The sequence below is a fragment of the Stenotrophomonas maltophilia group sp. P373 genome (assembly GCF_053295075.1).
In genome coordinates, this window is sequence record NZ_CM129994.1 from 1,572,563 (window position 1) to 1,594,886 (window position 22,324).

Consider the following 22,324-nt stretch of genomic DNA (forward strand, 5'->3'; position numbering starts at 1 on the left):
CGCTGGCCGCATTCCCGTTGTAACGAGCCTGCCGAGAACCGCCCGCATGACCGAATTCGTCGTCGCCATTCCGGCCCGCTTTGCCGCCTCGCGGCTGCCGGGCAAGCCGCTGCGCCCGCTGGGCGGTGAGCCGCTGGTGCTGCATGTGGCGCGCCGCGCGCTGCAGGCCGGTGCCCGCGAGGTCTGGGTGGCGACCGACGACCAACGCATTTCCGATGCGCTGTCCGGGTTGGCCGAGGTGAAGGTGGCGATGACCGCGACCACGCATGCCTCGGGCACCGATCGCCTGGCCGAGTGCGCACGCATTGCCGGCTGGGCCGATGACACGGTGGTGGTCAACCTGCAGGGCGACGAACCGTTCGCGCCGGCGACCGGCATCCGCGCGGTGGCCGATGCGCTGGTCGCTGGCACTGCGCCGATGTCGACTCTCGCCACGACCGTCGAGGACGCGCACACCCTGTTCGACCCGAACGTCGTGAAGCTGGTGCGCAACGTGCGCAACGAGGCGATGTACTTCAGCCGCGCGCCGATCGCCTGGCACCGCGACGGCTTCGCACGCAGCCGCGACACGCTGCCGGACGGCCATCACTGGCTGCGCCACATCGGCATCTATGGCTATCGCGCCGGCTTCCTGCAGCAGTTCGCGGCGATGCCGCCGGGCCAGCTGGAGCAGGTCGAATCGCTGGAGCAGCTGCGCGTGCTGGAAGCGGGCTACCCGATCAGCGTGGCGATCTCGCCCGAGCCGTTCCCGCCGGGCATCGATACGCCCGAGGACCTGGAGCGCGCCGAGGGGCTGCTGCAGGCGATGGCCGCGCGATGAGGCTGCTGGTCGTCTGCCTCGGCAACATCTGCCGTTCGCCGATGGCCGAAGGCGCGCTGCGCGCACGCCTGGATGCCTCGCCGCTGGCCGGGCGGGTGCAGGTCGATTCGGCCGGCACGGGCGACTGGCACGTGGGCGAGCCGCCGGACCGCCGCGCGATCGCCTGCGCGGCCGGGCACGGCGTGGACATCGGCGGCCTGCGCGCACGCCAGCTGCAGGCCGTGGATTTCGAACGTTTCGACTGGATCCTGTGTGCCGACGAGGCCAACCTGCGTGATGCCGGGCGCCTGGCGACGGCGGCCCAGCGTGAACGGCTGGCGTTGTATCTGCCCTGGTCCGGCGGGCAGGGGCGGGTAGCCATCCCTGATCCCTACACCGGCGGCAGCGATCATTTCGAACAGGTCTGGTCGCTGGTCGACGATGCTGCAAAACGTGCGGTGGCACGACTGTTGCATGACGCCGACTCCGGCATAATCAGGTCATGAACGTCCAGCCCGTCCCGGACCTGCCCGAATTCGCCACCTGGCTCAATGCCACTCCCTGCACCCTGACCGAACTGCGCGGCCGGCCGGTCGCGCTGCTGTTCGTCAATGCGGCCTCCGCCTGGAGTGCGCAACGCCTGGCCGAGTTCGGCCAATGGCTGTCGCGCCACCCGGGCAAGCTGCAGCCGCTGGTGCTGCAGGTGCCGCGTTTTGATTTCGAACGCGATGCCACGGCCGCACTGAAGCTGCTGCGCCGTCAGGGCCTGACCATGCCCGTGCTGCTCGATGCCGACTGGGATGGCTGGCGCCGCTTCGGCGTCACCGCCTGGCCGACCATGGTGCTGCTGGACGCGCAGGGCCGTGAACAGCAACGGCTGGTCGGGCAGGGCGCGCCCGGTGAACTGGAGCGCGCCTTGAACGCGCTGTGCCACGGCGCACCTTCGGCGCCGCCGCGTGGCGGCAGCGAACTGCATCCGGAACCGCGGCAGGCCCTGCGCTTCCCGCAGGGGCTGGCGGTCAGCACCGAACGTCTGTACATCGCCGACAGCGGTCATCACCGCATTCTCGAATGCAGCCATGGCGGCCGCATCCTGCGTCAGTTCGGCCTCGGCACCGCCGATTTCATGGATGGCAATCTCGCCGAAGCGGCGTTCCACCGCCCGCAGGCGCTGGTGCTGGAGCGCGATTCGCTGTACGTCGCCGATACCGGCAACCATGCCGTGCGCCGCATCAATCTGCTGACCGGCATCGTCGACACGCTGTGCGGCAACGGGCGACCCGGCGCGCCGGTGGAGGGCCCGGTGGCGCAGGCGCGGCAGGTCTCGCTGGACCATCCGGTTGGCCTGGCCATCGCCGACAACCAGCTGCACATCGCAATGGCCGGCGACAACCGCATCTGGAGCTACCACCTGGGCCAGCGCAGCCTGCAATGGCGCGCCGGCAGTGGTTCCATCGACGAGCGTGATGGCAGTGGCCATCTGGCTGCCTTCGCGCAACCGACCGCGCTGGCCGTGGTGCAGCAGGTGCTGTACGTCGCCGATGCGTTGGGATCCTCGATCCGTGCACTGCAACTGCGTGGTGACCTGGTGCAGACACTGGTCGGGCAGGGGCCGTGGCGCTTCGGCAGTGAAGACGGCCCGCGTGCGCAGGCCAGCCTGCAGTTCCCGCAGGCGATCGCACTGGGCGCGGACGCCCCGCTGCTGTGGATCGCCGACACCGGCAACGGTCGCCTGCGCACGCTGCGCCTGGGCGGTGGTGAACTGACCACCCAGCCGCTGCCGCGCCGCCTGCACGGCCCGGCTGGCCTGGCCGTGGGCGCAGGTGCGGTGTGGATCGCCGAGACCGACGCCCATGCCGTGCTGCGATTCGACCCCGACAGCGGCGTGCTCAGCGAAGTCCCGATCAGCGAATGACCGACGTTCCCGCCCCGGCCTTCGACGGCAAGGCCTTCGCGGCCCAGCTCAGCACCGCCCCCGGCGTGTACCGCATGTACGCGGCCGACGACACCCTGCTGTACGTGGGCAAGGCGCGCGCGCTGCGCAACCGCGTCGGCAGCTATTTCAACGGCAGCCCGAAGAACGCGCGGATCATGTCGATGATCTCGCAGATCACGCGCATGGACGTGACCGTGACGCGCTCGGAAGCCGAGGCGTTGCTGCTGGAGAATCAGCTGATCAAGTCGCTGTCGCCGCGCTACAACGTCTCGCTGCGCGACGACAAGACCTACCCGCATGTGCTGCTGACCCGCGAGGACTGGCCGCGCATCGCCCTGCATCGTGGCCCGCGCGCCATTCCCGGCCGCTATTTCGGGCCGTATCCGGGCGTGACCGCAGTGCGCGAAACGCTGAACCTGATGCACAAGCTGTTCAAGCTGCGCAGTTGCGAGGACAGCGTGTTCCGCAACCGCTCGCGGCCGTGCCTGCAATACCAGATCGGCCGCTGCAGCGCGCCCTGCGTGGAGCTGGTGCCGGCCGCGGACTACGCCGAATCGGTGCGCCGCGCTGCGCTGTTCCTGGAAGGCAAGAGCGACGAGCTGACCCGCGAGCTGGGCGAGCAGATGCAGGCCGCCAGCGAGGCCCTGGAGTTCGAGCAGGCCGCGCGCCTGCGCGACCTGATCTCCTCGCTGCGCAGCATGCAGACGCGCCAGTACGTGGACGGCCGCGCCGCCGACCTGGACGTGCTGGCGGTGGCCATGCAGGGTTCGCAGGCCTGCGTGCTGCTGCTGGCTTTCCGCGATGGCCGCAACCTCGGCACCCGCCCGTTCTTCCCGCGTACCAACGGCGAGGAGAGTCCGGAGGAAGTGCTGGCCGCGTTCGTCTCGCAGTACTACATCGAATTCGAGCCGCCGCGCGAGATCCTGCTGGATCGCGAGATTCCCGATGCCGACCTGCTGGTCGCGGCGCTGTCGGCCTCGGCCGAGCGCAAGGTGCAGCTGAAGTGGAACGTGCGTGGCGAGCGCGCCGGCTATGTGGAGCTGGCCAGCCGCAACGCGCAGCTGACCCTGGCCACTGAACTCAACAGCCGCAATGCGCAGCATGCGCGCAGCGATGCACTGCGCGAGATGCTGGGCCTGGCCGAGCCGGTCAAGCGGGTCGAGTGCTTCGATATCAGCCATACGCTGGGCGAGGCCACTGTGGCCTCGTGCGTGGTGTTCGACGCCGCCGGTCCGGTACGCGCGCAGTACCGCCGCTTCAACATCAGCGGCATCGAGCCGGGCGACGACTACGCCGCGATGCGCCAGGCCATCGATCGGCGCTTCCGCCGTGCGGTGGAAGAGCAGGGCGTGCTGCCGGACGTACTGCTGATCGACGGTGGTGCCGGTCAGCTGGCGCAGGCGCAGGCCGCGCTGGCCGACCTGGGCGTGGAAGGCGTGCTGCTGGTGGGCGTGGCCAAAGGCGTGGAGCGCCGCGCCGGCCACGAAGCGCTGGTGATGCCCGATGGCCGCGAGCTGCGCCCGGGCGCGGCCAACCCGGCGCTGCAGTTCATCCAGCAGGTGCGCGACGAGGCGCATCGCTTTGCCATCACCGGCCACAGGGGGCGCCGCCAGAAGGCGCGGATGACCAGCAAGCTGGAGGATATCCCCGGCATCGGGCCGCGCCGCCGCGCCAGCCTGCTCAAGCATTTCGGCGGTCTTGTGGGCCTGAAAGCCGCTGGCGAAGCGGAAATCGCCAAGGTGGAAGGCATCAATGACGCCCTCGCGGCACGTATCTACGCTAACCTGCACGGGTTGGCCACGCCTGATGCGGCCGAGTAGAGAGAGAAGCACGCAAGCATGAAGTTGACCCTGCCCACCTGGCTGACGTTGTTGCGGATCGTGATGATCCCGGTGCTGGTGCTGGTGTTCTACCTGCCCTACACCTGGACCAACTTCGCTTCGGCGGCGATCTTCGGCCTGGCCGCGATCACCGACTGGCTCGACGGCTGGATCGCACGCCGTTACCAGCTGGAGTCGGCCTTCGGCGCCTTCCTCGACCCGGTCGCGGACAAGCTGATGGTGGCAGTGGCACTGTTCCTGATCGTGCAGGGCCACCCGACGCCGTGGATGGCATTCTGGGCGGCGGTGATCGTCGGCCGCGAGATCGCGGTATCGGCGCTGCGAGAGTGGATGGCCGAGCTGGGCCAGCGCGCCAAGGTGCGCGTGGCGATGATCGGCAAGATCAAGACCACCGCGCAGATGGTCGCGCTGCTGTGCCTGCTGTATTCGGTGGCGCCGAACGTGCCGGTGGAAGACATCTGGATGGGCTGGCCGGTGTTCCACATCGGCGACTGGACCCTGGCGATTGCCGCGGTGCTGACCCTTTGGTCGGGCCTGCAGTACCTGCACGCCGCCTGGCCGAGCCTGCGCGACGACGAGCGCGCGGCGCGCGAGCGTGCACGGCAGAAGAAGCTGGGCAACTGAGCCCGGGGGCTGACCCCATCGATGCGCCTATCCACGCCATGCGTGGATACGCGGTGCCAGGTGCCTCGGTAGACCCTGAAAAAAGCGCTTGACGCCATCCTTGGAATAGGTAAAATTTCGCCTCCCAAGCGGGAATAGCTCAGTTGGTAGAGCGCAACCTTGCCAAGGTTGAGGTCGCGAGTTCGAGTCTCGTTTCCCGCTCCAGATTCAAGAAAAACGCTCCCGCAAGGGGGCGTTTTTCGTTATGCGCGGCGGTACCCGCGCAGATCAATCATTGTCCTGCGCCGTCGCGCGCCAACGCATGCCGGTGATGCGCGCTTCCTCGCGTGCCACCTGGCGGTCCGCGAACCACTCCTGCACATCACCGGCGAATCTCGCCGGGCGTCCCTTGCCCTGCACGCCCTCGGCAATCGAGGCCAGGTTGGAACGTGCCAGTTCTTCGCGCATGGCCTTCTGCGCATTGATCATCACCGCGTGGATGCCGCACATACCGCGGCTGGCGCAGCGGGTGGGGCACCATCAAACAGCGCGCAGCGCCCACAGGGAGTTGGGTGTGTCCTGGCGTCTGGGCTCGGGCGTCGCTCGCGTGGATGCGGAGGGCGTGACGTTGGAAAACGGAGAACGCATCGACGCCGCCACCGTTGTCTGGACGACCGGTGCACGTGCCAGTGCGTTGACTGCTCAGATTCCTGGCTAGCACGATGCGGTGGGTCGCCTGCATGTGGATCGCACTCTCAAGGCGAAGAGTGTCGACGCGGTGTTCGCCACCGGCGACTGCGCGCATGCCGCCACCGATGACGAGGGCAACGTGGCGATGATGTCCTGCCAGCACGCGATGAACCTGGGGCGCTCCACCGGACACAACGCCGCGGCTGACCTGATCGGGGAAGCGATGATTCCGTATGCGCAGCCCAAGTACGTGACCTGCCTGGACCTGCGGCCGTGGGGTGCTGTCTACACCGAGGGCTGGGATCGCCAGGTAACGCTGTCCGGCGCTGAAGTCAAGGCGCTCAGGACCCGGATCAACACCGAATGGATCTATCCGCCCACGGGTGAGCGTGCGGAGATCCTGGCGTCTGCAGATCCGCTGCGGATTGTGGTGGCCTGACGGCGCAAAGAAGTCCTGCAAGCAACGTTCTCCAACCGGGGCGTTGCTTCTGCCCGATAGTGGACGCTGCGATCTTTCTCCACCTGGGATCTCGACATGGTCATCGTTGGTGTCAGCTTTGCGGACGGCACCTACCTGTTGGTCGTCGCACGAAACGGTTGTGGCTGGATGCAAGGTGGACGTCGGTGGCGAGTGAACAACGCGGGCGACTTTGAATGAATTGATCGTAGTGCTCGACAGCTGCGCAGAATGTCGCAAATGGTCAGCTGACATGGCAGAGACCTCGGTGTTGTGCGATATCCAGAGCATCGGTAGCGCTTTCGCAAGCGACCTCTCTCTCACAGTGAGTTCAGCCGGGCTTGCCCCTTGGTACAGTTGCCATTGCTGACGTGATGGGCCAGGAAGAACCAAGAAAGTACGAGTTGATGGAGAAGCTGTGTTGGTGGGCCCCTTGCGCTCAGCTGCTTTTCCATCTGCATATTGACTGCACGGCGCAATGCTCATCGCTCAATGGACGGGCGTTGGCATGCCAGCTTCATTGATATGAATGGACGCCGAAACCTTCTATTCATCTACATCCGGAGTTCCATGATGATTCGACCGCTGGTTGCCGTCGGGATGCTCGTTTTTTCTGTCAATGCGCATGCGACTCCTCTGGGATATGACAAGCAAGCCGAAGTTTCCCTTATTGATGGGCGGCCTGCGATCTGCCTTCCGAAAAAGGCCCGATCACCTTTCCCCATAGGCTGGGCAACGTTGTCTGAAGCCAGTGATCAGAACGATGGGGTCTGGAGCATTGAACTGAAGGATGGTGCTGCACCATTGATGCTGAAACCCGGTGACTGCTTCTCATATGGGCGTGTGCCCAGCTCATACGCTGTCGAACCCTTGAGAGGAAAGGAGAGAGTGTTGGAACTGCGGCCAGGCTTGGCGTACGTGTTCAGGCTGAATTCTTCTGTGCACTCAGCAGAGGCCTATTCGGTGTTGTTCTGCACTGGCCGGAAGCAGACGGAAGGTCGCGAAATTGAATCCATCAAGAAGGTAGACGACAGGACGAGGCAGTCCTCATGCTGATTCATAAGGTCGGAGTCTGATGCGGCGGTCCTTTCGTAGCGCGCGGTGCTTCGTTGGCTGCGATGCATGGTGCGTGGATCAGTAGCGCTCTCTGACAATCCGTGTCATTTTTCTGATAGAGAGGAGCTTCGATCGGGTCCAGCGTAACGTGTAGGCGAACGCTCACTTCTTTAAGATTCTTACGATCGAGATTGACCTCTTCTCTCCCGTCGCAGATCAATAACTTCCTCAACTCTTCATTGGAAGAGCTGCTTCGATGAACGAGTTGCTTGCAGTGCTGGGTGAGTCGAAGCTCCTTGATCCCTGCATTCAGAGAAGTAGCGTCTTCGGTTGCATCTCGGACATGTAGATGGAAGCGGTACTCCCCTGAATTGATTGCGCTCTTTCTAGGTTCGTTCTGGAGTGTTAGTCCGACCGTTTCCAGTGGCAGTTTGCAAGCTCCGATGGAGTAATGCACGGGGATGTCTACACGTGATGGCTTGGATTCATCCGGGCTGGATAGATGAAATGCCTTTGTGACAGATCTCGGGCCGGGGATGTTGCTCACAAAGGAAGTTACTCCGCTGCAGTTCAGATCTTTCGCATCTCGTGGTGCATAGTGTGCGACAAGAGTCATGTGCAGCTGTGCCGGCAGTTGGGCTGTCAAGTTGAATGTTCTCGAAGATGCGCGCGTGGTCGTGGAAAGTGCAATTTCCTTGCTGATGACAGCCGCCGTCCGGCATCCCGATGTGATTAATGCCATCGAAACCAATAGCAGTGAAAGGGTGGTGCGGCTGGTTGCCAAGATGAGAGGTCCTGTCGAGGCCCAATGGGTTGTGCGAAGTGACATTCGATAGTGCTGCCAGAGCGATGGAGTCGCGACATTTCGTTATAGATGCTCGAAGTAGGATCAAACATGCAACTAGTTGCAGAATATGCTGAATAGGTAAGAATGAATGCATCAGGAGAGTAAGTTGCGTTTCCTGATGAGGTGATGCGCAAAGAGTCGAAGCAGAAAAGCGATCCCGAAACTGAAGACGTTTTCCCGTTGGCAAATTGCATGCTTCATCCCCACTTCACCCACACTCCATCGCCCCTCCATCCGCGCTAGCGAAGCTGCATCTCCGACTCTCCACGGCGATGCCGCAATGCCTCACACTTCCCCCGCCTGCGATCACGATGTGGTCATCGTCGGCGCCAGTTTCGCCGGTGCCGCCTGCGCATTGGCCGCTGCCCAGTACGGGCTGCGCGTCTGCGTGGTGGAACGCAAGGCCGACCCCGGCGAGCGCTTGCACACCACCGGCATCGTGGTGAAGGAAGCGATGGAGCAGACCTGGCTGGGGCGCATGCCCGAACATCTGGTGCAACGGGTCGCCAACGTGCGCCTCTATGCGCCGAACCTGCGCAGCGTATTGCTGGCCGCACCGGGTTACTACTTCCTCACCACCGATACGCCGAACCTGATGCGCTGGGTGGCCAGCGAACTGCATGCGAACGGTGTCGACCTGCGCCTGCAGCAGTCCTTCACCGACGCCCATCGCCGCGGTGACGGCTGGCAGGTGGAAGGGGCAGGGAGCTGCGCCTATCTGGTTGGCGCCGATGGCGCGCGCTCACGCGTGGCCTGGCGCACCGGCCTCGGCCAGGTACGTGACAACCTCTACGGCGTAGAACGTGAGTTCGCCGGTCAGCAGGTGGCGCAGGGCGATGCGCTGCATTGCTTCGTCAGCAAGCGCTACGCCCCGGGCTACATCGGCTGGGTCGCCCAAAATCCGAGCGGTCTGCAGGTCGGGTTGGCGCTGCGTCACGATCCGCAACGGGTGCGGCCGCCGGACATTGAGGGTTTCCTCGACCACGTGCGCGGTGTGGTCAACATTCCGCCTTCTGCGCGCCCCTCGGCCACCCGCGCCGGCCTGGTGCCCTGCGGCCGACCGGATGGCCCGATCACTGGCCACCGGCTGATCCTGACCGGCGACGCGGCGGGCATCGTCTCGCCGCTCTCCGCCGGGGGTATCCACTCCTCGTGGCGGCATGGCTGGGCGGTCGGCGAGGCGATTGCCCGCCATCTGCGTGGGCAAGGGCCAGAAGCGGAACGGGTGGCGCGTCAGGTCGCCCCGGCGTTCCATGGCAAGCGCGTGCTGCGCTGGGCGATGGATCATCTGCAGGCCGGTTGGCCGCTTGATGTACTGCTGCATACAGCGGTCATGCGGCGCATCGCCGAACAGGTCTACTTCCATCGCCGCGGGCTGCGCACGTGAAGGGAACAGGCAGGGGCGCCTGAACGCCACCCCTGACCCCACGTGAAAATTCCTGTTGACGCCGTGCAGCGATATCGACACAATAGCGCTCCTTCGACGCAGGTCGAACGAAATCTGCGGGAATAGCTCAGTTGGTAGAGCGCAACCTTGCCAAGGTTGAGGTCGCGAGTTCGAGTCTCGTTTCCCGCTCCAGATTCAAGAAGAACGCTCCCGGAAGGGGGCGTTTTTCGTTTGTCGGACCGGATGCGCCCATGGGTCGCCAGCGAGCGTTCGAGGCCCGCGGAGTGGTCAGCGCGACCACGATGCACCGACAGCCACCGCCGTGATCGAAGCGATTGGCTGCCAGCGGCGAGGATGTTCACGCGTGTGGCACGTCGAGGCGGGGAGACGTCCCAATGTGCAATGCGCCGTGAAAAGCATCCAGTGTTCTGTCCCGGGAACACGTTGAAAGCGCAGTGAAAGGCTGGGTCGGCGTTGCCTGAACCGCACGCGTGTTGTGACCGTTTTCGGACCAATTCTCCATGTTCGCTCCACAATCGCACGGTAGCCTTCATGCTCCTTCTACACGTTGGCGGGCTGGTGGTCAGGCGTATCACTCCAGTGGCAGTGCCCGGGACCGGGCGCGGACTCTCCCTGCAGGCATTGCTGCGCCCGGGCGCACTGCTGACCAGCCTGGCGCTGGCAGGTTGCATGTCGGTGCCGGCTCCGGACCTGCCTGATCGCACCCCCAGCACCTGGACCCAGGTGCCGCAGGGCCAGGGCGTGGCGGTGGAGGCCAGGCAGTGGTGGAAGGTGCTGGCCGACCCGGCGCTGGACGGCCTGGTCGATCAAGCCATCGCCGGCAACCTTGATCTGCAGCAGGCCACGTTGCGCCTGCAGGCAGTGCGGATCGTCGCCGGCACCTCGGATTCGCGCTTCCTGCCGGAGATCTCGGCCAGCGCCAAGCAGGTACAGGACGCCGCCGCGGTCGACACCTATTTCCATGCAGGCATCGAAGCGATCTGGGACCTGGGCCTGTTCGGCGCCGCCGAGAGTGCCCATCTCAGCGCGCAGGCCTCGGCCGGCAATGCCGAGGCGTTGCGCAATGCCGCACAAGTGGCGGTGATTGCCGACGTGGTGCGCAGCTATCTGGATCTGACCGTAGCGCAGGCCCAGCAGGATCTGCTGGTCAGACAGCAGGCCGTGGATGATCGCGGCGAACAACTGGCACGGGTTCGCCTGCGCCTGCGCCTGGATGAGCCGGGCGAGCTGGAACGCCTGCGCGCGCGCCAGGCGGCGACCCGGGCAGCGACGGCGCAGGCCCGCGAAAATGCGGACAACGCGGCCCGCGCGCTGGCGCTGCTGCTGGGGCGTGACGGGCCGGATCCCGCCTGGCGCGCGTACCGCGCGCCGCCGAAGCTCGGTGCATTCTCGCTGCAGCAGGTCCCTACGGATCTGCTGCGCTACCGCCCGCAGATCCTGCTGGCCGAATCAGAGGTGATGCAGGCAGCGGCCAGCAAGGGTTCGGCGCGCGCAGCGATGTATCCACGGGTCAGCCTTGGCGGCTCCATCCTGTACGCGTACAACCTCACCCAGAACGCCCGCTCCAATTCCGATTCGAGCCCGTCGATCGGCCCGTACATCGATATTCCGCTATGGGACTGGGGCCAGCGTCGCGCGCGCTTCCATGCCAATGAAAAGCAGCTGGATGCCGCCTTGCTCGGATACCGCAAGGCGGTGCTGGAAGGCGTGAGCGAAGTGGAAGGCGCGCTGGGCAGCCTGGCGCGGCAGGACAGCAGCATCCAGTCGTTGCGCGCGGCCAACGACGCCGCCGGGCAGCAGGTCAAGCGCCAGGCGCGGCAGGTGCAGCTGGGTCTGTCCAGCGAGTTCGATGGACTCGACACGCAACGCGCCGCACTCGCCTCGCAGGCTGATCTGATCGCTGCGCAGGGTGCGCGCGTTCTGGCCTTTGCATCGCTGTACCGCGCCCTCGGCGGCGCCCCGCTGCCTGCCGAGGGTGAGGGCGAACCACAATGATCGCACTCGCCCGCAAGACCCTGGCCTATGAGTGGCGCCGGTTCCTGCCGGTGGTGCTGGCGATGTGTTTCGCCGGTGTGCTGTTGATCGTGCAGGCCGCACTGGTGCTTGGCATCTTCGGTACCGCTGCGATCTACGTGAAAGCGTCCTCGGCTGATATCTGGGCTGGTTTCCCCGGCACCCAGAGTGTCAATTACGGCCATGCAATCAGCGCGGATGTGGAAAGCCATCTGCGCATGGACCCGGATGTCACCCGCGTCGAGCCCTACGAGTGGGTCGATGGCGAATGGCGATCCTGCGCGCAGGGCACCGGCAATGTGTCGGTGTACCTGTCCGGTATCTCCACCCGGGACGATGCGATGATGTTCGCGCGCATCCTCCCTGCCAACCTGCGCGCGCAGCTGCGCGAGCCGGGTGCGGTGATCGTCGACAGCGCCGATCTGGATACGCTGGGCGTGGACCTGCAGAACAACCGTGCCTGGATCAATGGCAAGGCGGTGCGCGTGGTCGCTGCACAACCGGGCCTGCGGGGCCTTGGCGGTGTCAATGTACTGGCCTCGCTGGACACCGCGCGCGCCATCGCCGGCACCGACCCACACGAGGGAAGCACCTATTTCGTGGCGGGCCTGCGCTCGCCGCAACTGGCCGACCGCGTGCGTGACCGCCTGGCCGCGTCGATGGGCCAGGCCACACCGGTCGAGTTCTGGACCGCGCCGGCGTTCGCCAGCCGTTCGCAGCAGTATTGGCTGTTCGATACCGGCGCAGGTATCGCCGTGTTGTTCATGGCCGTCATCGTCTGCTTCGTCGGTGCGGTGATCACCAACCAGTCGTTCGCCTCGGTGGTGGCCGGCTCGGTACGCGAGTACGCCACGCTCAATGCACTCGGTGCAGGCCGCTATGCGCTGGCACGGGTGGTGTTCGAGCAGGCATTGCTGATCGGTGGCGTGGGCATGCTGCTGGCGGCGGCGTTCAGTACCGTGGTGCTGCTGATCGCGCAGACCCAGCGCGTACCGGTGCAGCTGACGCCGATGGTGATCCTCGGCTGCGTGGCGCTGGTGGCGGTGATGGCCATGCTCTCCAGCATCATGGCGGTGCGCAGTGTCGTCCGCTCCGATCCATCGTTGCTGCTGCGTTGAGGACCGGCCGATGACTTCCGCACGCACCGTCGCCCCGACCCTGCAGGCCGACGCATTGGAAAAAGGCTTCATGTCCGGTGATGTGCAGGTGCCGGTGCTGCGTGGCCTGTCGCTGGACATCTATCCCGGCGAGCTGACCCTGGTATCCGGCCCGTCCGGCTGCGGCAAGAGCACGCTGCTGTCGCTGCTGTCCGGCCTGTCCGCGCCCGATGGCGGTCGCGTGCACGCGCTGGGCCAGGACGTGGGCCACATGACCCGCAGTGAAGTGGAGCGTTTCCGCCTGCACCATGTCGGCTTCGTGTTCCAGGGCTTCAACCTGTTCCCGGCACTGACTGCGTTGGAGCAGGTACAGCTGCCACTGGGCTACCGCGGCATGCGCAATCGCGAAAGCGAGCCGCTGGCCCGCAAGGCGCTGGAAGAAGTCGGCCTCGGCCATCGAAGCCACATGCGCCCGGCGCAGCTGTCCGGTGGCGAGAAACAGCGCGTGGCGGTTGCCCGCGCGTTTGCCAAGTCGCCGACCCTGATCTTCGCAGACGAACCCACCAGCGCGCTGGATGCCGAGAACGGCCAGCGCGTGATCGACATCCTGCATCGCTACGCACGTGCGCATGGCGCCACCGTGCTGTGCGTGAGCCACGATCCGCGCCTGATCCGGCATGCCGATCGGGTGATCGCCATGGAAGACGGCATGGTCCGTGATGACCGCCGCCAGAACGAAACCGTAGAGTCCGCCCCATGACCAAGACGTCGCATCTGCTTCCCCTCAGCCTGGCCCTGTCCGCGGCACTGCTGCTCGGCGCCTGTTCCAGGGAAGCGCCTACCGCTGCATCGGCCCCCTCAGGCAAGGAGGGTACTGCCGCCGCCGGCAAGGTCGCCGTGGCGCGGGGCATCATTGACGTCGAAGGTGGCCTGATCGCACTGGCGCCGCCGGTGGATGGCTCGATCACTGCAGCGCCGGTGAAGGAAGGTGCCACGGTGAAGAAGGGGCAGTTGCTGCTGTCGCTGGATGGTGCCCTGCTGCAGCAGGAGGTGGCGATGGCCACCGCCGATCTGGCCTTGGCCAATGACCGCCTGAAGGGCAGCCAGGCGCAGCTGCGCGAACTGGAGCGCAGCGCCACCCGTCTGTCCACGGGCGCCAGCGAAGGCGTGTCCTCGAACCAGCAGGCCGATGCGGCCAAGCAGCAGCTGGCCGGTGTGCGTGCCGATGTCGAGGTGGCCGGTGCGCAGGTCGACATGGCGCAGCACAAGCTGGAGCACGCGAAGCTGAAACTGCAGCAGATGTCGTTGAGCGCGCCGGAAGCCGGCACCGTGGTCGGCCAGGTGCCGGGCGTCGGTGCCTTCGTGCAGGCGGGCAAGCCGGCGATCTCGTTGTTGCCGGCGCGCCCGCTGCAGGTGCGTGCCGAACTGAGCGCCGCCTACGCCGATGCCGTGCAGGTGGGCATGAAGGCTACCGTTGTGCCGGACAGTGATGGTGCGGAGAACATGGGCACGCTGCCGCCTGCACGCGTGGTGCGCATCAGTCCGGTGTTTGCGCAGGCACGCCTGCCTGAAGACGCAGGACGTGGCATGGCCAAGGTGGTGGAGTGCGTGTTGGAGTTCGACGGGCAAGCCAAGGCGCGCTTCGGCCAGCACGTGCGGGTGGAGTTCCGGAAGTAAGCCTCTAGCGCTGCGGCGGGGGAGTCTGTGGTGACCCGCGCCGCCAGAGCGCCCGCCACGCGCTCACCGCCGACACCACGCACAGCGCCAGCAGCAATCCCACGTCCAGCAGCAGCAACCACAGCAGGTGCATGCCTTGTACCGGCGGCTGGTGCATCGCCGACAGCATCCACGGTATCGACCACACCAGCAGCAGGGCGAAGGCGATAAGCAGGCGCAGCCACAGGCGTTTGAGTTTCCACGGGCGTACGATCAGTGCCGCCACCACCAGTTCAACCGTGCCCAGCAACGCGAACACGATGACGGTGCTGGTCGGATAGGGCAGCTGGGCGCCTTCCAGGCGATGCAGCAGCCAGTAGTCCGGAGTGAAGCCAGCATTGACAAGTGCGGCGATCAGCGCCAACCAGGTCAGCGCGACCAGCAACCAGAACAGGCGGACGTAGCGTCTTGGCATCGGGGGTGTCCGTGCTTGGGCGGGGCAGCGTAACCCAGTGCGGACGCCCGTGACCGCATGATGTGAAGACTGTTGACGGCGTGAAGGAATTTGGACACAATAGCGCTCCTTCGACGCAGGTCGAATGGAATCTGCGGGAATAGCTCAGTTGGTAGAGCGCAACCTTGCCAAGGTTGAGGTCGCGAGTTCGAGTCTCGTTTCCCGCTCCAGATTCTACAGGGCCCCGGTAGGGGCCTTGTTTTTCTCCCGCCCCGGCAAGGCGGGGCACGTTGGGCCACAAGGCTTTACGCGCAGTCAGAAAAGTGAAATCGCTGGTGTGTTTTCCGGATTTCCGGTAGCATGTCGGCCTACGCGGGAATAGCTCAGTTGGTAGAGCGCAACCTTGCCAAGGTTGAGGTCGCGAGTTCGAGTCTCGTTTCCCGCTCCATGTTCCGACAGGCCCCATCTTGGGGTTTTGTCTTGTCAGGGCTAGGTTCCTGGCGCGCAGTACGTTGGCCTCATGGCAGAGTGGCTATGCACCGGATTGCAAATCCGTTTACAGCGGTTCGATTCCGCTTGAGGCCTCCAATTGAAAAGCCCTGACTCCGGTCAGGGCTTTTTTGTTGGCTGCGATCGCTTTTGCGCTCGCACGATCGTTGCGCGGCTGGCGGTCAGTCATGGCGGAGGCGGCGGCGCTACACTTGCCTGATGAACCAGATTGATCACTTCCGCGGCGCCTTGCTCGGCCTGGCGTGCGGCGATGCCGTCGGTACCACGCTGGAGTTCAAGCCTCGTGGCAGCTTCATCCCGATCACCGACATGGTGGGTGGTGGGCCGTTCCAGCTGCAGCCGGGGCAATGGACCGACGATACCTCCATGGCGATGTGCCTGGCCGAGAGCCTGGTGCGTTGTGACACCTTCGATGTGCACGATCAGATGAACCGCTACGCCAACTGGTACCAGCATGGGTACTGGAGTGCGACCGGCGAGTGCTTCGATATCGGTATGGCAACGCGGGCTGCCATCGACCGGTTCCTGCAGGACGGCCAACCGCTGGCGGGTAGTGACGACCCACGCAGCGCTGGCAATGGCTCGATCATGCGTTTGGCGCCGGTGGCATTGCGCTACGCCGGGACTCCCGACCTGCAGGCCATGGCCGAGCTGAGTTCGCGAACGACGCACGCTGCGCAGGAGTGCCTGGAGGCGTGCCGCTTGCTGGCGGTCGCGCTGGAGCGGGCGTTGGCAGGTGGCACCCGTGACGCGGTGCTGGATCTCAGCAATGTCCCTGTCGAGAGCGCGCGGCTGCGGCAGATCGCGGCGGGCGGCTACCGCGGTGCCGCGCGTGAGCAGATCCGTGGCAATGGCTATGTTGTCGACAGTCTGGAAGCTGCACTCTGGTGCTTTGATCGCCACGACACCTTTGAAGCCGTCGTACTCGAGGCGGCCAATCTTGGCGAGGACGCCGACACCACGGCCGCCATTGCGGGGCAGCTGGCGGGCGCATTCCATGGTGCGCGCGGAATCCCCGGGCGGTGGTTGCAGCGGCTGGCCCTGCGTGCCGAAATCCAGGCGCTGGCCGATGCGCTGCACGCCTTGAATCAGGGCAGCGACTGCGCTGCGTGAGTCGGGTTGCCTGCCTGTGAACTGCGCCGGCAGGGCGCTCCCTGCGGCCGCCATTTCCGACGCCGCGCTGCTTCACCTGCAGCCGTTCGCCGCGCCCCGGTCGCCAGTCTCAGCCGGCCACGACATGGAAAGGCGCTATGGTCGAGTTCCACGTCTCAGGGAGCCGCAATGGCGAGCAAGGACATCACGCGTCGTTCCAGCCACGGAGCGAAACGGAAATGAGCAAAGTCACGGCAGATGTGCGCTGGTTGACCTTCCGCTTGAAGAACGGGCAATCCATTGGCCCTGATCGGCTGAAGGACGGATGGGTCATCGCCTCGGAAACCGCCCGCTGCGGGGTGCGCCGCGAGCATATCGAAGGGTCGGGCCTGGTGTATGCCCTGTACGCGCCGGCCAACCTGGCCTCACCACGGCGCGCGGAAATGCGCATGCGCGAATTCCTGATGAGCTCGGGCTATACCTTCACGATGGGCACGCTGGGCGGCTGAGCTGCGCGCGGGCCGCGATTGCTCAACGCTGCGCGGCCTTCAACGCCTCGATGATCTGCGCGCCGGAGAAGCCACAATGGCCTTCGCCAACGGGCGGCAGCACCTGTGGCAGCGGACGGGCGCCGGCCCGTGCGGCCGTCTGCGGATACACCGTCTGCATGCGCGGCACGATCGTCGGGTCGTTGTTGTTGAACTGGATCACCAGCGGTCGCCTCAACGCACCGCTCAATGCCAGCTCCCTGCGGACAGCGGCCTGCGCGGCAGGCACGGCGTCGACACGTTGCACGCCGGCATTGAACGCCATGTCGTCACCGAAGCCGCTGTAAGCCACACCTCTGTTGCCCACCGGCATGCCGCCACTGCGCGTGGCCAGTTCGTGCAGGACCAGTGAATGCAGGCTGATCGTGCCGGCCAGTGCATCAGCGGACACCTGCAGCCGCTGTGCCAGCAACGCGGCATGCGAGGGGCTGCGTTGCAGCGCATTGGAGATGCCTTGGTACAGTTCGCCCTGTGGCAGCGCAGCCGCTTCGCGTGAGACCAGTCCCGCAGCCGGCAGGCCTTCGGCCTTGGCAAAGAAGTAATCGAAAGCGACCAGCGTGGTCAGCAGATTACTCGCGATCTGTTCGCCACTGAGATTGGCGCCGCATAGCGACACACCACCGGCGTAGTGTTGCGGGAACCGCTCGAGGCTGGCGAGGGTCACGGCGCCGCCCATCGAAAATCCCAGCATCCAGACATGGCGCACATGCTTGAGTTCAGCCACTGCATGCCGGCGCAGGCGTTCCATGTCGGTGATCGCATCGGCCACCGCCCAGCCCTGGCTGGCATAGGCGCTCTGCGCGACGGCGTAGCCTGCAGCCAGCAGTGGCGCGGTGCCGTCATTGGCGGCCATCGGCGTAGCACGTGGCACGCCTACCGGCTCGTAGCCGTGCGCCAGCATCACCAGGTCACCGTTCCAGTCGGCCGGCACGTCCAGGCGCCACGGCGCGCCCTGCAGCTCGCCGCTCAGCGTGCGTGCCGCCGTTGGCGCTGACGCCAGCAAGGTCGTCGAAGGCAGCAGCAGGCCGAGGGCGAGGGCGCATCGAAGCAGGGCGGGCATCGGGGTCATTCCATGCGGGAATGACCCCGAGCATAGATGCCAGCGAAATGTTGCGCGCGCTGCACTGCCGCAGGAAGGGCGGGCTGGGGGGGGGGGGCACCCGCTCCCCGAGTTGATCACGTCCGCTACGGGGGTGATTCCGATACGATGTGTCGCCTTGATCTCTTTCTACTTTACCCAGGGTCCCGTCATGGTCGACCGTCTCGCCATTCTGCTTGAACGCTTTGCGGTTACCGCCTCGGTGTTCCATGCCGGCGCGCTGTGCGGCATCAACTCGCTGGCGGGCGAGGATGACGCTGGGCAGCTGCATCTGGTGCGACGTGGCCCGTTGCAGGTCAGCCATGGCCAGCAGACCGTCCAGGTCGAGGTGCCGAGCCTGCTGCTGTACCCACGGCCGATGCCGCATCGGTTCAGCACCGATCCGCAGCACGGCGCCGACATGGCCTGCGCTAATCTGAATTTCGAGGGCGGGCGGCTCAACCCGATCAGCGCGGCGTTGCCCGATTTCATCTGCCTGCCGCTGGCCGATCTGTACGGCGGCAACGCAGCGCTGGAGCTGCTGTTCGAAGAAGCCTTCGAGCAGCGCTGCGGGCGTGCGGCGATGGTCAACCGGCTGTTCGAGGTGGTGATGATCCAGGTGCTGCGGCAGCTGATGGAAGGGGGCGAGATGCGTGGTGGCCTGTTTGCCGGGCTGGGGCATCCGCGGCTGCGGCTGGCGCTGGTGGCGATGCATGAGGCGCCCGCACAGTCTTGGACCTTGGAAGACCTGGCCGAGGTGGCCGGCATGTCACGCAGCGTCTTTGCTGCCAGTTTCCGTGAGGCGATGGGCACTACCCCGGGCCAGTACCTGCAGGGTTGGCGGGTGGGCCTGGCACAGCAGGCGCTGCGCCAGGGGCGCCCATTGAAGCGGATCGCTGACGACGTCGGCTATGGCAGCGAAGCCGCACTGTCGCGTGCATTCAAGGCACATACCGGACAGTCGCCGCGGGAGTGGCGCGGACAGGCCCGCGCCGGCGCGGGCTGAGCCTCAGCCCAGCACCAGCCGGGCCAGTTTCATGCCACCGAACAGGCCAACCAGGCCCAGTGCCACCGAACCGCCGGCGTACAACGCTGCCAGGCCATGCTGGCCGCGCTGCAGCAGCAGTCCGATTTCCAGTGCGTAGGTAGAAAATGTGGTGTAGCCGCCGAGGACGCCGGTGGCCAGCAGAAGGCGCAGCTGCGGCGACGCGCCATTGCGCAGGGCGAAGGCTTCGACCAGCGCGCCCATCAGCAGTGCACCGCTGATGTTGATCAGGAAGGTCGACCACGGCCACGGGCTGCCGACCGCTACCCGCGTACCGATCAGGTTGCAGGCATGGCGAAGGCAGGCGCCGAGCCCGCCGCCGACGAAGACCAGCAGATAATTGTTCAATGCGTGCATCACATGCCTCGGTTGCGGGTTCGCTGATTTGATGGCGAACGCCGACGGCAGGCACGGCCCGCCATCGACGAAGACCGGTTCGTCCTGGCAGGAGCCATCAGCCCTTTCGGGCGGTTATCGGGGGAGCCCCATCCCCATCCGCGACCATGCTACCAGTGGTAGTGCATTCACGTCATCGAGGTCGTCAGCACCCGGATGACCTTGCTGCGGCTGAAGCCGTCCATCAGCAGTTCGAAGGCCAGCAGGTCCAGGGCCGCGTGGCGGCGATGGTCGATCTGCAATCCCTTCTCCTCCACCAGATGGCTGACCAGTTCGTAGGCGTCCTGCCAGACATCCAGGTGGGCCTGGCTGGGGATATAGGTATTGCCCCGCTCACCGACGCCAAGCCCGCTCACGCCGTACAGCAGTTCACGCGCGTCCAGTTTGGCCGCATCGGCGATGCGGAACAGCTGTTCGGCCTTCACATGGGCGGGGCTGACATGGTCGTTGAGCCAGTTGCTGATGGTTGCCGTCGTCGAATCGGCGGCGCGGGCCAGATCGGCCGGGCGAGGGTGCCCGGCTTTCTTCATGGCAATGGCGAGTCGTTGGCCGAGAGTATTCATCTATGCAAGCCAGCTTAACGCGTGGATCGCAAAGTTCCCTTGTTCCAAGAATAAGTCTGGTTAACAGAAGGACCGACCGTGACCGAATTCTGGAGCAAGGGGCAGGTACGCGCCCGGCTGGGTTTCCGGACCGATGCCGAACTGGCGCGCTTTTTTGGCATAAGCCGATCTGCCGTGTCGCAATGGCCCAAGAACTTCCCGATTCCTGCGCTACGCCAATACATCCTGCATCAGCGCTATCCCAACCTGTTCCCCGCGACTGAGGATACGCAGGGCGAGTAAGCCTCAACTGCGCCGCCTTTTGTCGCATATAGCACCCTAAGCGGCATTTGCTAAGTATGCTTAGCAATATTGGAAACTTCGATGAAACGGGGCTGGCCCATCGATGGCGCCTACCAGGGCGGGACCGGGGAAATCGGGGCAGTGTGTCGGGTCCGACCCATCCGGGCACCCCGTCTCCCCGTATGTGGTTTCGTGAACGATTAATAATTTCGATCACGAAAGTCGCGGTATGTAATTGACCTGTCGTGAAATCTATGACTAATTGGGATCAACCGGACGTGAAGCCCGGGAGTCTTTCAGTAGCTCGCAAGTGAGTCGGTAGACCGTCAACGATGCAGAACAAGTCCAACGGAGGTCGTATGGAATACGGCATGCATGGCTTGGCTGAACGGGTACGCCGCGAACTGGAAGCCAGTTATCACAAACACGGATGCGGTCCGGCGTTCTGGGATACCTACCAGCAGGTGCTGGACCGCCTGGTCCCGCAGGGGACCGAGCGTACCGAAGTCACCAATGAAATGGCGCTGATCATCGAGCAGCTGGGCATCGTGCGACGTGCGCAGCTGGTGCCGCCGCACGCCAACGGGCCGCGTTGATCCGTTGATTCAAAGCAGGCGCCAGGCGCCGCAGGCCAACAGCGTCAGCAGCATCGACAGCAGTGCCAGGGTCCGCGGTCGCCACCATTGCCGCGGTTGCCCGGCCATGGCCTGCGGACTGCAGTAGCGCACCAGCCCCGGGCCGAAACCGGCCTGGTGCTGCTGCCGCGAGCAGGCCTCCAGGCAGGCGCCGCAGGCCAGGCAATCGGCCTGAGGTCCCTGGCGGATATCCAGTTGCATTGGGCAGGCGCTGACACAGGCAGCGCAATCGGTGCAGTCGCCCAGGCGGTCGGCGCTGAAGGTGGGCATCGGTCCGGCCAGCAGCGGATGTGTAGCGCGGAACACGTAGTCCTGTGCGGTGGTCGGGTCGAGCAGGCCACGGCCGCGTCCGAGCACGCCCCCCAGCCCCGACGGACGCATGCCGCGCGGTTCGCCGCGGCGCGCGTCGTACAACATGCGGGGTGTATGCGGATCGGTCAGCAGCGGCTGCAGGCGCGCGAACGGGCACAGCGAACGGCACACCTGCTCGCGCAGGAAGCCGGCATTGCCCCAGGTGGCGGCGGCATAGAACAGCACCCAGAACGTTTCCCAGCCGCTCCAGCCGGCATGCGGCGCGGCGGCCACCAGTTCTTCGATCGGGCTGAACAGACCGACGAACGTGACGCCGGTCCACAGCGACAGCAGCCCCCATGCCACCTGGGTGGCAGGGCGCACGGCGGGCGCTGGCAAGGCCCGGGCCATGGCGCGCGCAATCCAGTCGAAGGCGCGGCGCCATAGCGTCTGTGGGCAGGCGTGGCCGCACCAGATGCGGCCGGCGAGGTGGGTGAGCAGCGCGAGGCCCACCGCCAGCACCGCCAGCAACCCTATCAGCACGCCAACATCGCCGGGCCACAATGTCCAGCCAAACAGGTCAAAGCGCCGTGCGTTGATGTCCAGCAGCAGGGCCTGCCGCCCATTCCAGCGCAGCCATGGCAGGGCATAGAACAAGGCCAGCAAGAGCATGCTGAGCGCGGCGCGCCAATGCCAGCGGCGTGGGATTCCGGTGCAGGCCGTACTCATCCCAGCGGCAGCTCGTCGTCGTCGTCGCTTGGCATCGGTCGCTGCAGGTACCAGGTGACCGCGCTGGACAGTGCGGTCACCGACCAGAACATGAAGAATCCTGCCGTATAGCCCAGTTCGCGGCTGATCGCCGTACCCGGAAAGCTGATCGCCTGCAGACGCAGCGGGTCGACAAAGGCGAAGAACACCACGCTGGCCAGGCCTGCAGCGATGAAGCTGGGCCAGAGGATGGCGCCCCAGTGCTGGATCAGCTGCTGGCGGCGGCTGGGAGAGGGTCTGTTCATGCTGTCCCGGGTCG

Annotated in this window: 26 protein-coding genes, 5 tRNA genes and 1 riboswitch; of the genes, 23 read left to right on the forward strand and 8 right to left on the reverse strand. The window is 65.5% G+C overall.

The genetic code is table 11. The features are described 5' to 3' along the window. The first annotated feature begins 46 nt into the window (after positions 1-46). The 6 genes from kdsB to ACSYHF_RS07245 all read left to right on the forward strand — a co-directional run bounded on the left by kdsB (position 47) and on the right by ACSYHF_RS07245 (position 5,404). Positions 47-820: a 3-deoxy-manno-octulosonate cytidylyltransferase gene (gene kdsB, locus ACSYHF_RS07220; protein WP_053500516.1), complete on the forward strand. Its 774-nt coding sequence runs from the start codon at positions 47-49 to the stop codon at positions 818-820. Further along, a complete protein-coding gene (locus tag ACSYHF_RS07225; RefSeq protein ID WP_065177369.1) occupies positions 817-1,305 on the forward strand; it encodes a low molecular weight protein-tyrosine-phosphatase in 489 nt (162 codons plus the stop codon). Before kdsB ends, ACSYHF_RS07225 begins: the two co-directional genes overlap by 4 nt. Further along, positions 1,302-2,714, forward strand: a complete 1,413-nt coding sequence (locus tag ACSYHF_RS07230; RefSeq protein ID WP_111174715.1) for a hypothetical protein — start codon at positions 1,302-1,304, stop codon at positions 2,712-2,714. The genes ACSYHF_RS07225 and ACSYHF_RS07230 overlap by 4 nt, the downstream gene beginning before the upstream one ends. Beyond that, positions 2,711-4,555, forward strand: a complete 1,845-nt coding sequence (uvrC, locus tag ACSYHF_RS07235) for an excinuclease ABC subunit UvrC (protein ID WP_053500510.1) — start codon at positions 2,711-2,713, stop codon at positions 4,553-4,555. The genes ACSYHF_RS07230 and uvrC overlap by 4 nt, the downstream gene beginning before the upstream one ends. Positions 4,556-4,573: 18 nt before the next feature. Beyond that, positions 4,574-5,200, forward strand: a complete 627-nt coding sequence (gene pgsA, locus ACSYHF_RS07240) for a CDP-diacylglycerol--glycerol-3-phosphate 3-phosphatidyltransferase (protein ID WP_005412825.1) — start codon at positions 4,574-4,576, stop codon at positions 5,198-5,200. Positions 5,201-5,328: 128 nt separating this feature from the next. Then, a tRNA-Gly gene (locus ACSYHF_RS07245) sits at positions 5,329-5,404 on the forward strand. Between the two features lie 63 nt (positions 5,405-5,467). Here the strand turns inward: ACSYHF_RS07245 and ACSYHF_RS07250 are convergent. Continuing rightward, on the reverse strand, positions 5,468-5,689 hold the full coding sequence (locus ACSYHF_RS07250) for a hypothetical protein (protein WP_005415985.1): 222 nt from the start codon (positions 5,687-5,689) through the stop codon (positions 5,468-5,470). On the opposite strand from ACSYHF_RS07250, the gene ACSYHF_RS07255 reads away from it, so the two are divergent. The 3 genes from ACSYHF_RS07255 (at position 5,679) to ACSYHF_RS07265 (ending at position 7,382) form a co-directional block, all read left to right on the forward strand. Next, positions 5,679-5,897 (forward strand): FAD-dependent oxidoreductase, encoded by a 219-nt coding sequence (locus ACSYHF_RS07255; RefSeq protein WP_447576428.1) that lies wholly within the window; start codon positions 5,679-5,681, stop codon positions 5,895-5,897. The two genes, ACSYHF_RS07250 and ACSYHF_RS07255, sit on opposite strands and share 11 nt — an antisense overlap. A gap of 9 nt (positions 5,898-5,906) precedes the next feature. Then, positions 5,907-6,308 carry a hypothetical protein gene (locus ACSYHF_RS07260; protein WP_005415986.1) on the forward strand — a complete coding sequence of 134 codons (402 nt, stop codon included), beginning with the start codon at positions 5,907-5,909 and terminating at the stop codon, positions 6,306-6,308. A 591-nt stretch (positions 6,309-6,899) separates the two neighbouring features. After that, a complete protein-coding gene (locus ACSYHF_RS07265; protein ID WP_146205507.1) occupies positions 6,900-7,382 on the forward strand; it encodes a hypothetical protein in 483 nt (160 codons plus the stop codon). Between the two features lies 1 nt (position 7,383). On the opposite strand, the gene ACSYHF_RS07270 is transcribed toward ACSYHF_RS07265, so the two are convergent. Next, positions 7,384-8,166, reverse strand: coding sequence for a hypothetical protein (locus ACSYHF_RS07270; protein ID WP_447576208.1), 783 nt, complete (start codon positions 8,164-8,166; stop codon positions 7,384-7,386). Positions 8,167-8,509: 343 nt separating this feature from the next. On the opposite strand from ACSYHF_RS07270, the gene ACSYHF_RS07275 reads away from it, so the two are divergent. From ACSYHF_RS07275 to ACSYHF_RS07300, 6 genes are all read left to right on the forward strand, one after another. Next, positions 8,510-9,616: an NAD(P)/FAD-dependent oxidoreductase gene (locus ACSYHF_RS07275; RefSeq protein ID WP_447576209.1), complete on the forward strand. Its 1,107-nt coding sequence runs from the start codon at positions 8,510-8,512 to the stop codon at positions 9,614-9,616. Between the two features lie 116 nt (positions 9,617-9,732). After that, positions 9,733-9,808: transfer RNA gene (locus ACSYHF_RS07280), tRNA-Gly, on the forward strand. A gap of 360 nt (positions 9,809-10,168) precedes the next feature. After that, positions 10,169-11,632, forward strand: coding sequence for a TolC family protein (locus tag ACSYHF_RS07285; protein ID WP_447576210.1), 1,464 nt, complete (start codon positions 10,169-10,171; stop codon positions 11,630-11,632). Beyond that, positions 11,629-12,768 carry an ABC transporter permease gene (locus ACSYHF_RS07290; protein WP_447576211.1) on the forward strand — a complete coding sequence of 380 codons (1,140 nt, stop codon included), beginning with the start codon at positions 11,629-11,631 and terminating at the stop codon, positions 12,766-12,768. Before ACSYHF_RS07285 ends, ACSYHF_RS07290 begins: the two co-directional genes overlap by 4 nt. 10 nt (positions 12,769-12,778) lie before the next feature. Next, entirely contained in the window at positions 12,779-13,507 is a 729-nt protein-coding gene (locus ACSYHF_RS07295) for an ABC transporter ATP-binding protein (RefSeq protein WP_069137933.1), read from the forward strand. Then, positions 13,504-14,424, forward strand: coding sequence for an HlyD family secretion protein (locus tag ACSYHF_RS07300; RefSeq protein WP_447576212.1), 921 nt, complete (start codon positions 13,504-13,506; stop codon positions 14,422-14,424). The genes ACSYHF_RS07295 and ACSYHF_RS07300 overlap by 4 nt, the downstream gene beginning before the upstream one ends. Before the next feature lie 4 nt (positions 14,425-14,428). Here the strand turns inward: ACSYHF_RS07300 and ACSYHF_RS07305 are convergent, their stop codons facing one another. Next, on the reverse strand, positions 14,429-14,878 hold the full coding sequence (locus ACSYHF_RS07305) for a hypothetical protein (RefSeq protein ID WP_065179822.1): 450 nt from the start codon (positions 14,876-14,878) through the stop codon (positions 14,429-14,431). A gap of 133 nt (positions 14,879-15,011) precedes the next feature. Here ACSYHF_RS07305 and ACSYHF_RS07310 point away from each other — a divergent pair. The 5 genes from ACSYHF_RS07310 (at position 15,012) to ACSYHF_RS07330 (ending at position 16,968) form a co-directional block, all read left to right on the forward strand. Further along, a tRNA-Gly gene (locus ACSYHF_RS07310) sits at positions 15,012-15,087 on the forward strand. A 142-nt stretch (positions 15,088-15,229) separates the two neighbouring features. Next, positions 15,230-15,305 (forward strand) — tRNA-Gly (locus ACSYHF_RS07315). 66 nt (positions 15,306-15,371) lie between these two features. Continuing rightward, positions 15,372-15,445, forward strand: a tRNA-Cys gene (locus ACSYHF_RS07320). Positions 15,446-15,565: 120 nt separating this feature from the next. After that, complete coding sequence (locus tag ACSYHF_RS07325; RefSeq protein ID WP_338167715.1) at positions 15,566-16,480, forward strand: ADP-ribosylglycohydrolase family protein; 915 nt, start codon at positions 15,566-15,568, stop codon at positions 16,478-16,480. 218 nt (positions 16,481-16,698) lie between these two features. After that, entirely contained in the window at positions 16,699-16,968 is a 270-nt protein-coding gene (locus ACSYHF_RS07330) for a hypothetical protein (protein WP_005415995.1), read from the forward strand. 22 nt (positions 16,969-16,990) lie between these two features. On the opposite strand, the gene ACSYHF_RS07335 is transcribed toward ACSYHF_RS07330, so the two are convergent. Beyond that, positions 16,991-18,067, reverse strand: coding sequence for an alpha/beta hydrolase family protein (locus tag ACSYHF_RS07335; RefSeq protein WP_338167714.1), 1,077 nt, complete (start codon positions 18,065-18,067; stop codon positions 16,991-16,993). Positions 18,068-18,257: 190 nt separating this feature from the next. Here ACSYHF_RS07335 and ACSYHF_RS07340 point away from each other — a divergent pair, with 190 nt between their 5' ends. Next, on the forward strand, positions 18,258-19,091 hold the full coding sequence (locus tag ACSYHF_RS07340; RefSeq protein ID WP_095377482.1) for an AraC family transcriptional regulator: 834 nt from the start codon (positions 18,258-18,260) through the stop codon (positions 19,089-19,091). A 3-nt stretch (positions 19,092-19,094) separates the two neighbouring features. Here the strand turns inward: ACSYHF_RS07340 and crcB are convergent, their stop codons facing one another. Continuing rightward, positions 19,095-19,487: a fluoride efflux transporter CrcB gene (crcB, locus tag ACSYHF_RS07345; protein ID WP_053500374.1), complete on the reverse strand. Its 393-nt coding sequence runs from the start codon at positions 19,485-19,487 to the stop codon at positions 19,095-19,097. Between the two features lie 81 nt (positions 19,488-19,568). Next, a riboswitch (Fluoride riboswitch) is annotated at positions 19,569-19,632 on the reverse strand. Positions 19,633-19,654: 22 nt separating this feature from the next. After that, positions 19,655-20,056, reverse strand: a complete 402-nt coding sequence (locus ACSYHF_RS07350; protein WP_061478466.1) for a helix-turn-helix domain-containing protein — start codon at positions 20,054-20,056, stop codon at positions 19,655-19,657. 111 nt (positions 20,057-20,167) lie between these two features. Between ACSYHF_RS07350 and ACSYHF_RS07355 the strand changes: the two genes are divergently transcribed. Both ACSYHF_RS07355 and ACSYHF_RS07360 read left to right on the forward strand, forming a co-directional pair. After that, positions 20,168-20,371 (forward strand): hypothetical protein, encoded by a 204-nt coding sequence (locus ACSYHF_RS07355; RefSeq protein ID WP_005416000.1) that lies wholly within the window; start codon positions 20,168-20,170, stop codon positions 20,369-20,371. 359 nt (positions 20,372-20,730) lie between these two features. Next, the gene (locus ACSYHF_RS07360) at positions 20,731-20,967 is read left to right on the forward strand and encodes a hypothetical protein (RefSeq protein ID WP_005416001.1); all 237 of its coding nucleotides are present in this window, start codon (positions 20,731-20,733) and stop codon (positions 20,965-20,967) included. Positions 20,968-20,976: 9 nt separating this feature from the next. On the opposite strand, the gene ACSYHF_RS07365 is transcribed toward ACSYHF_RS07360, so the two are convergent. Together ACSYHF_RS07365 and ACSYHF_RS07370 are read right to left on the reverse strand one after the other, a co-directional pair. After that, positions 20,977-22,026 carry a 4Fe-4S dicluster domain-containing protein gene (locus ACSYHF_RS07365; RefSeq protein WP_262221454.1) on the reverse strand — a complete coding sequence of 350 codons (1,050 nt, stop codon included), beginning with the start codon at positions 22,024-22,026 and terminating at the stop codon, positions 20,977-20,979. Beyond that, positions 22,023-22,310, reverse strand: a complete 288-nt coding sequence (locus ACSYHF_RS07370; protein WP_014036651.1) for a hypothetical protein — start codon at positions 22,308-22,310, stop codon at positions 22,023-22,025. The genes ACSYHF_RS07365 and ACSYHF_RS07370 overlap by 4 nt, the downstream gene beginning before the upstream one ends. Positions 22,311-22,324: the final 14 nt, after the last annotated feature.

What these genes read in the sequence shown, in the direction of transcription:
- crcB (WP_053500374.1), bottom strand. Translation starts at nt 19,487, where the DNA reads ATGCACGCATTGAACAATTATCTGCTGGTCTTCGTCGGCGGCGGGCTC.
- uvrC (WP_053500510.1), top strand. Translation starts at nt 2,711, where the DNA reads ATGACCGACGTTCCCGCCCCGGCCTTCGACGGCAAGGCCTTCGCGGCC.
- ACSYHF_RS07360 (WP_005416001.1), top strand. Translation starts at nt 20,731, where the DNA reads ATGGAATACGGCATGCATGGCTTGGCTGAACGGGTACGCCGCGAACTG.
- ACSYHF_RS07365 (WP_262221454.1), bottom strand. Translation starts at nt 22,026, where the DNA reads ATGAGTACGGCCTGCACCGGAATCCCACGCCGCTGGCATTGGCGCGCC.
- pgsA (WP_005412825.1), top strand. Translation starts at nt 4,574, where the DNA reads ATGAAGTTGACCCTGCCCACCTGGCTGACGTTGTTGCGGATCGTGATG.
- kdsB (WP_053500516.1), top strand. Translation starts at nt 47, where the DNA reads ATGACCGAATTCGTCGTCGCCATTCCGGCCCGCTTTGCCGCCTCGCGG.
- ACSYHF_RS07340 (WP_095377482.1), top strand. Translation starts at nt 18,258, where the DNA reads ATGGTCGACCGTCTCGCCATTCTGCTTGAACGCTTTGCGGTTACCGCC.
- ACSYHF_RS07295 (WP_069137933.1), top strand. Translation starts at nt 12,779, where the DNA reads ATGACTTCCGCACGCACCGTCGCCCCGACCCTGCAGGCCGACGCATTG.
- ACSYHF_RS07275 (WP_447576209.1), top strand. Translation starts at nt 8,510, where the DNA reads ATGCCTCACACTTCCCCCGCCTGCGATCACGATGTGGTCATCGTCGGC.
- ACSYHF_RS07230 (WP_111174715.1), top strand. Translation starts at nt 1,302, where the DNA reads ATGAACGTCCAGCCCGTCCCGGACCTGCCCGAATTCGCCACCTGGCTC.
- ACSYHF_RS07325 (WP_338167715.1), top strand. Translation starts at nt 15,566, where the DNA reads ATGAACCAGATTGATCACTTCCGCGGCGCCTTGCTCGGCCTGGCGTGC.
- ACSYHF_RS07350 (WP_061478466.1), bottom strand. Translation starts at nt 20,056, where the DNA reads ATGAAGAAAGCCGGGCACCCTCGCCCGGCCGATCTGGCCCGCGCCGCC.
- ACSYHF_RS07290 (WP_447576211.1), top strand. Translation starts at nt 11,629, where the DNA reads ATGATCGCACTCGCCCGCAAGACCCTGGCCTATGAGTGGCGCCGGTTC.
- ACSYHF_RS07330 (WP_005415995.1), top strand. Translation starts at nt 16,699, where the DNA reads ATGAGCAAAGTCACGGCAGATGTGCGCTGGTTGACCTTCCGCTTGAAG.
- ACSYHF_RS07335 (WP_338167714.1), bottom strand. Translation starts at nt 18,067, where the DNA reads ATGCCCGCCCTGCTTCGATGCGCCCTCGCCCTCGGCCTGCTGCTGCCT.
- ACSYHF_RS07305 (WP_065179822.1), bottom strand. Translation starts at nt 14,878, where the DNA reads ATGCCAAGACGCTACGTCCGCCTGTTCTGGTTGCTGGTCGCGCTGACC.
- ACSYHF_RS07265 (WP_146205507.1), top strand. Translation starts at nt 6,900, where the DNA reads ATGATTCGACCGCTGGTTGCCGTCGGGATGCTCGTTTTTTCTGTCAAT.
- ACSYHF_RS07285 (WP_447576210.1), top strand. Translation starts at nt 10,169, where the DNA reads ATGCTCCTTCTACACGTTGGCGGGCTGGTGGTCAGGCGTATCACTCCA.
- ACSYHF_RS07250 (WP_005415985.1), bottom strand. Translation starts at nt 5,689, where the DNA reads ATGTGCGGCATCCACGCGGTGATGATCAATGCGCAGAAGGCCATGCGC.
- ACSYHF_RS07300 (WP_447576212.1), top strand. Translation starts at nt 13,504, where the DNA reads ATGACCAAGACGTCGCATCTGCTTCCCCTCAGCCTGGCCCTGTCCGCG.
- ACSYHF_RS07255 (WP_447576428.1), top strand. Translation starts at nt 5,679, where the DNA reads ATGCCGCACATACCGCGGCTGGCGCAGCGGGTGGGGCACCATCAAACA.
- ACSYHF_RS07225 (WP_065177369.1), top strand. Translation starts at nt 817, where the DNA reads ATGAGGCTGCTGGTCGTCTGCCTCGGCAACATCTGCCGTTCGCCGATG.
- ACSYHF_RS07370 (WP_014036651.1), bottom strand. Translation starts at nt 22,310, where the DNA reads ATGAACAGACCCTCTCCCAGCCGCCGCCAGCAGCTGATCCAGCACTGG.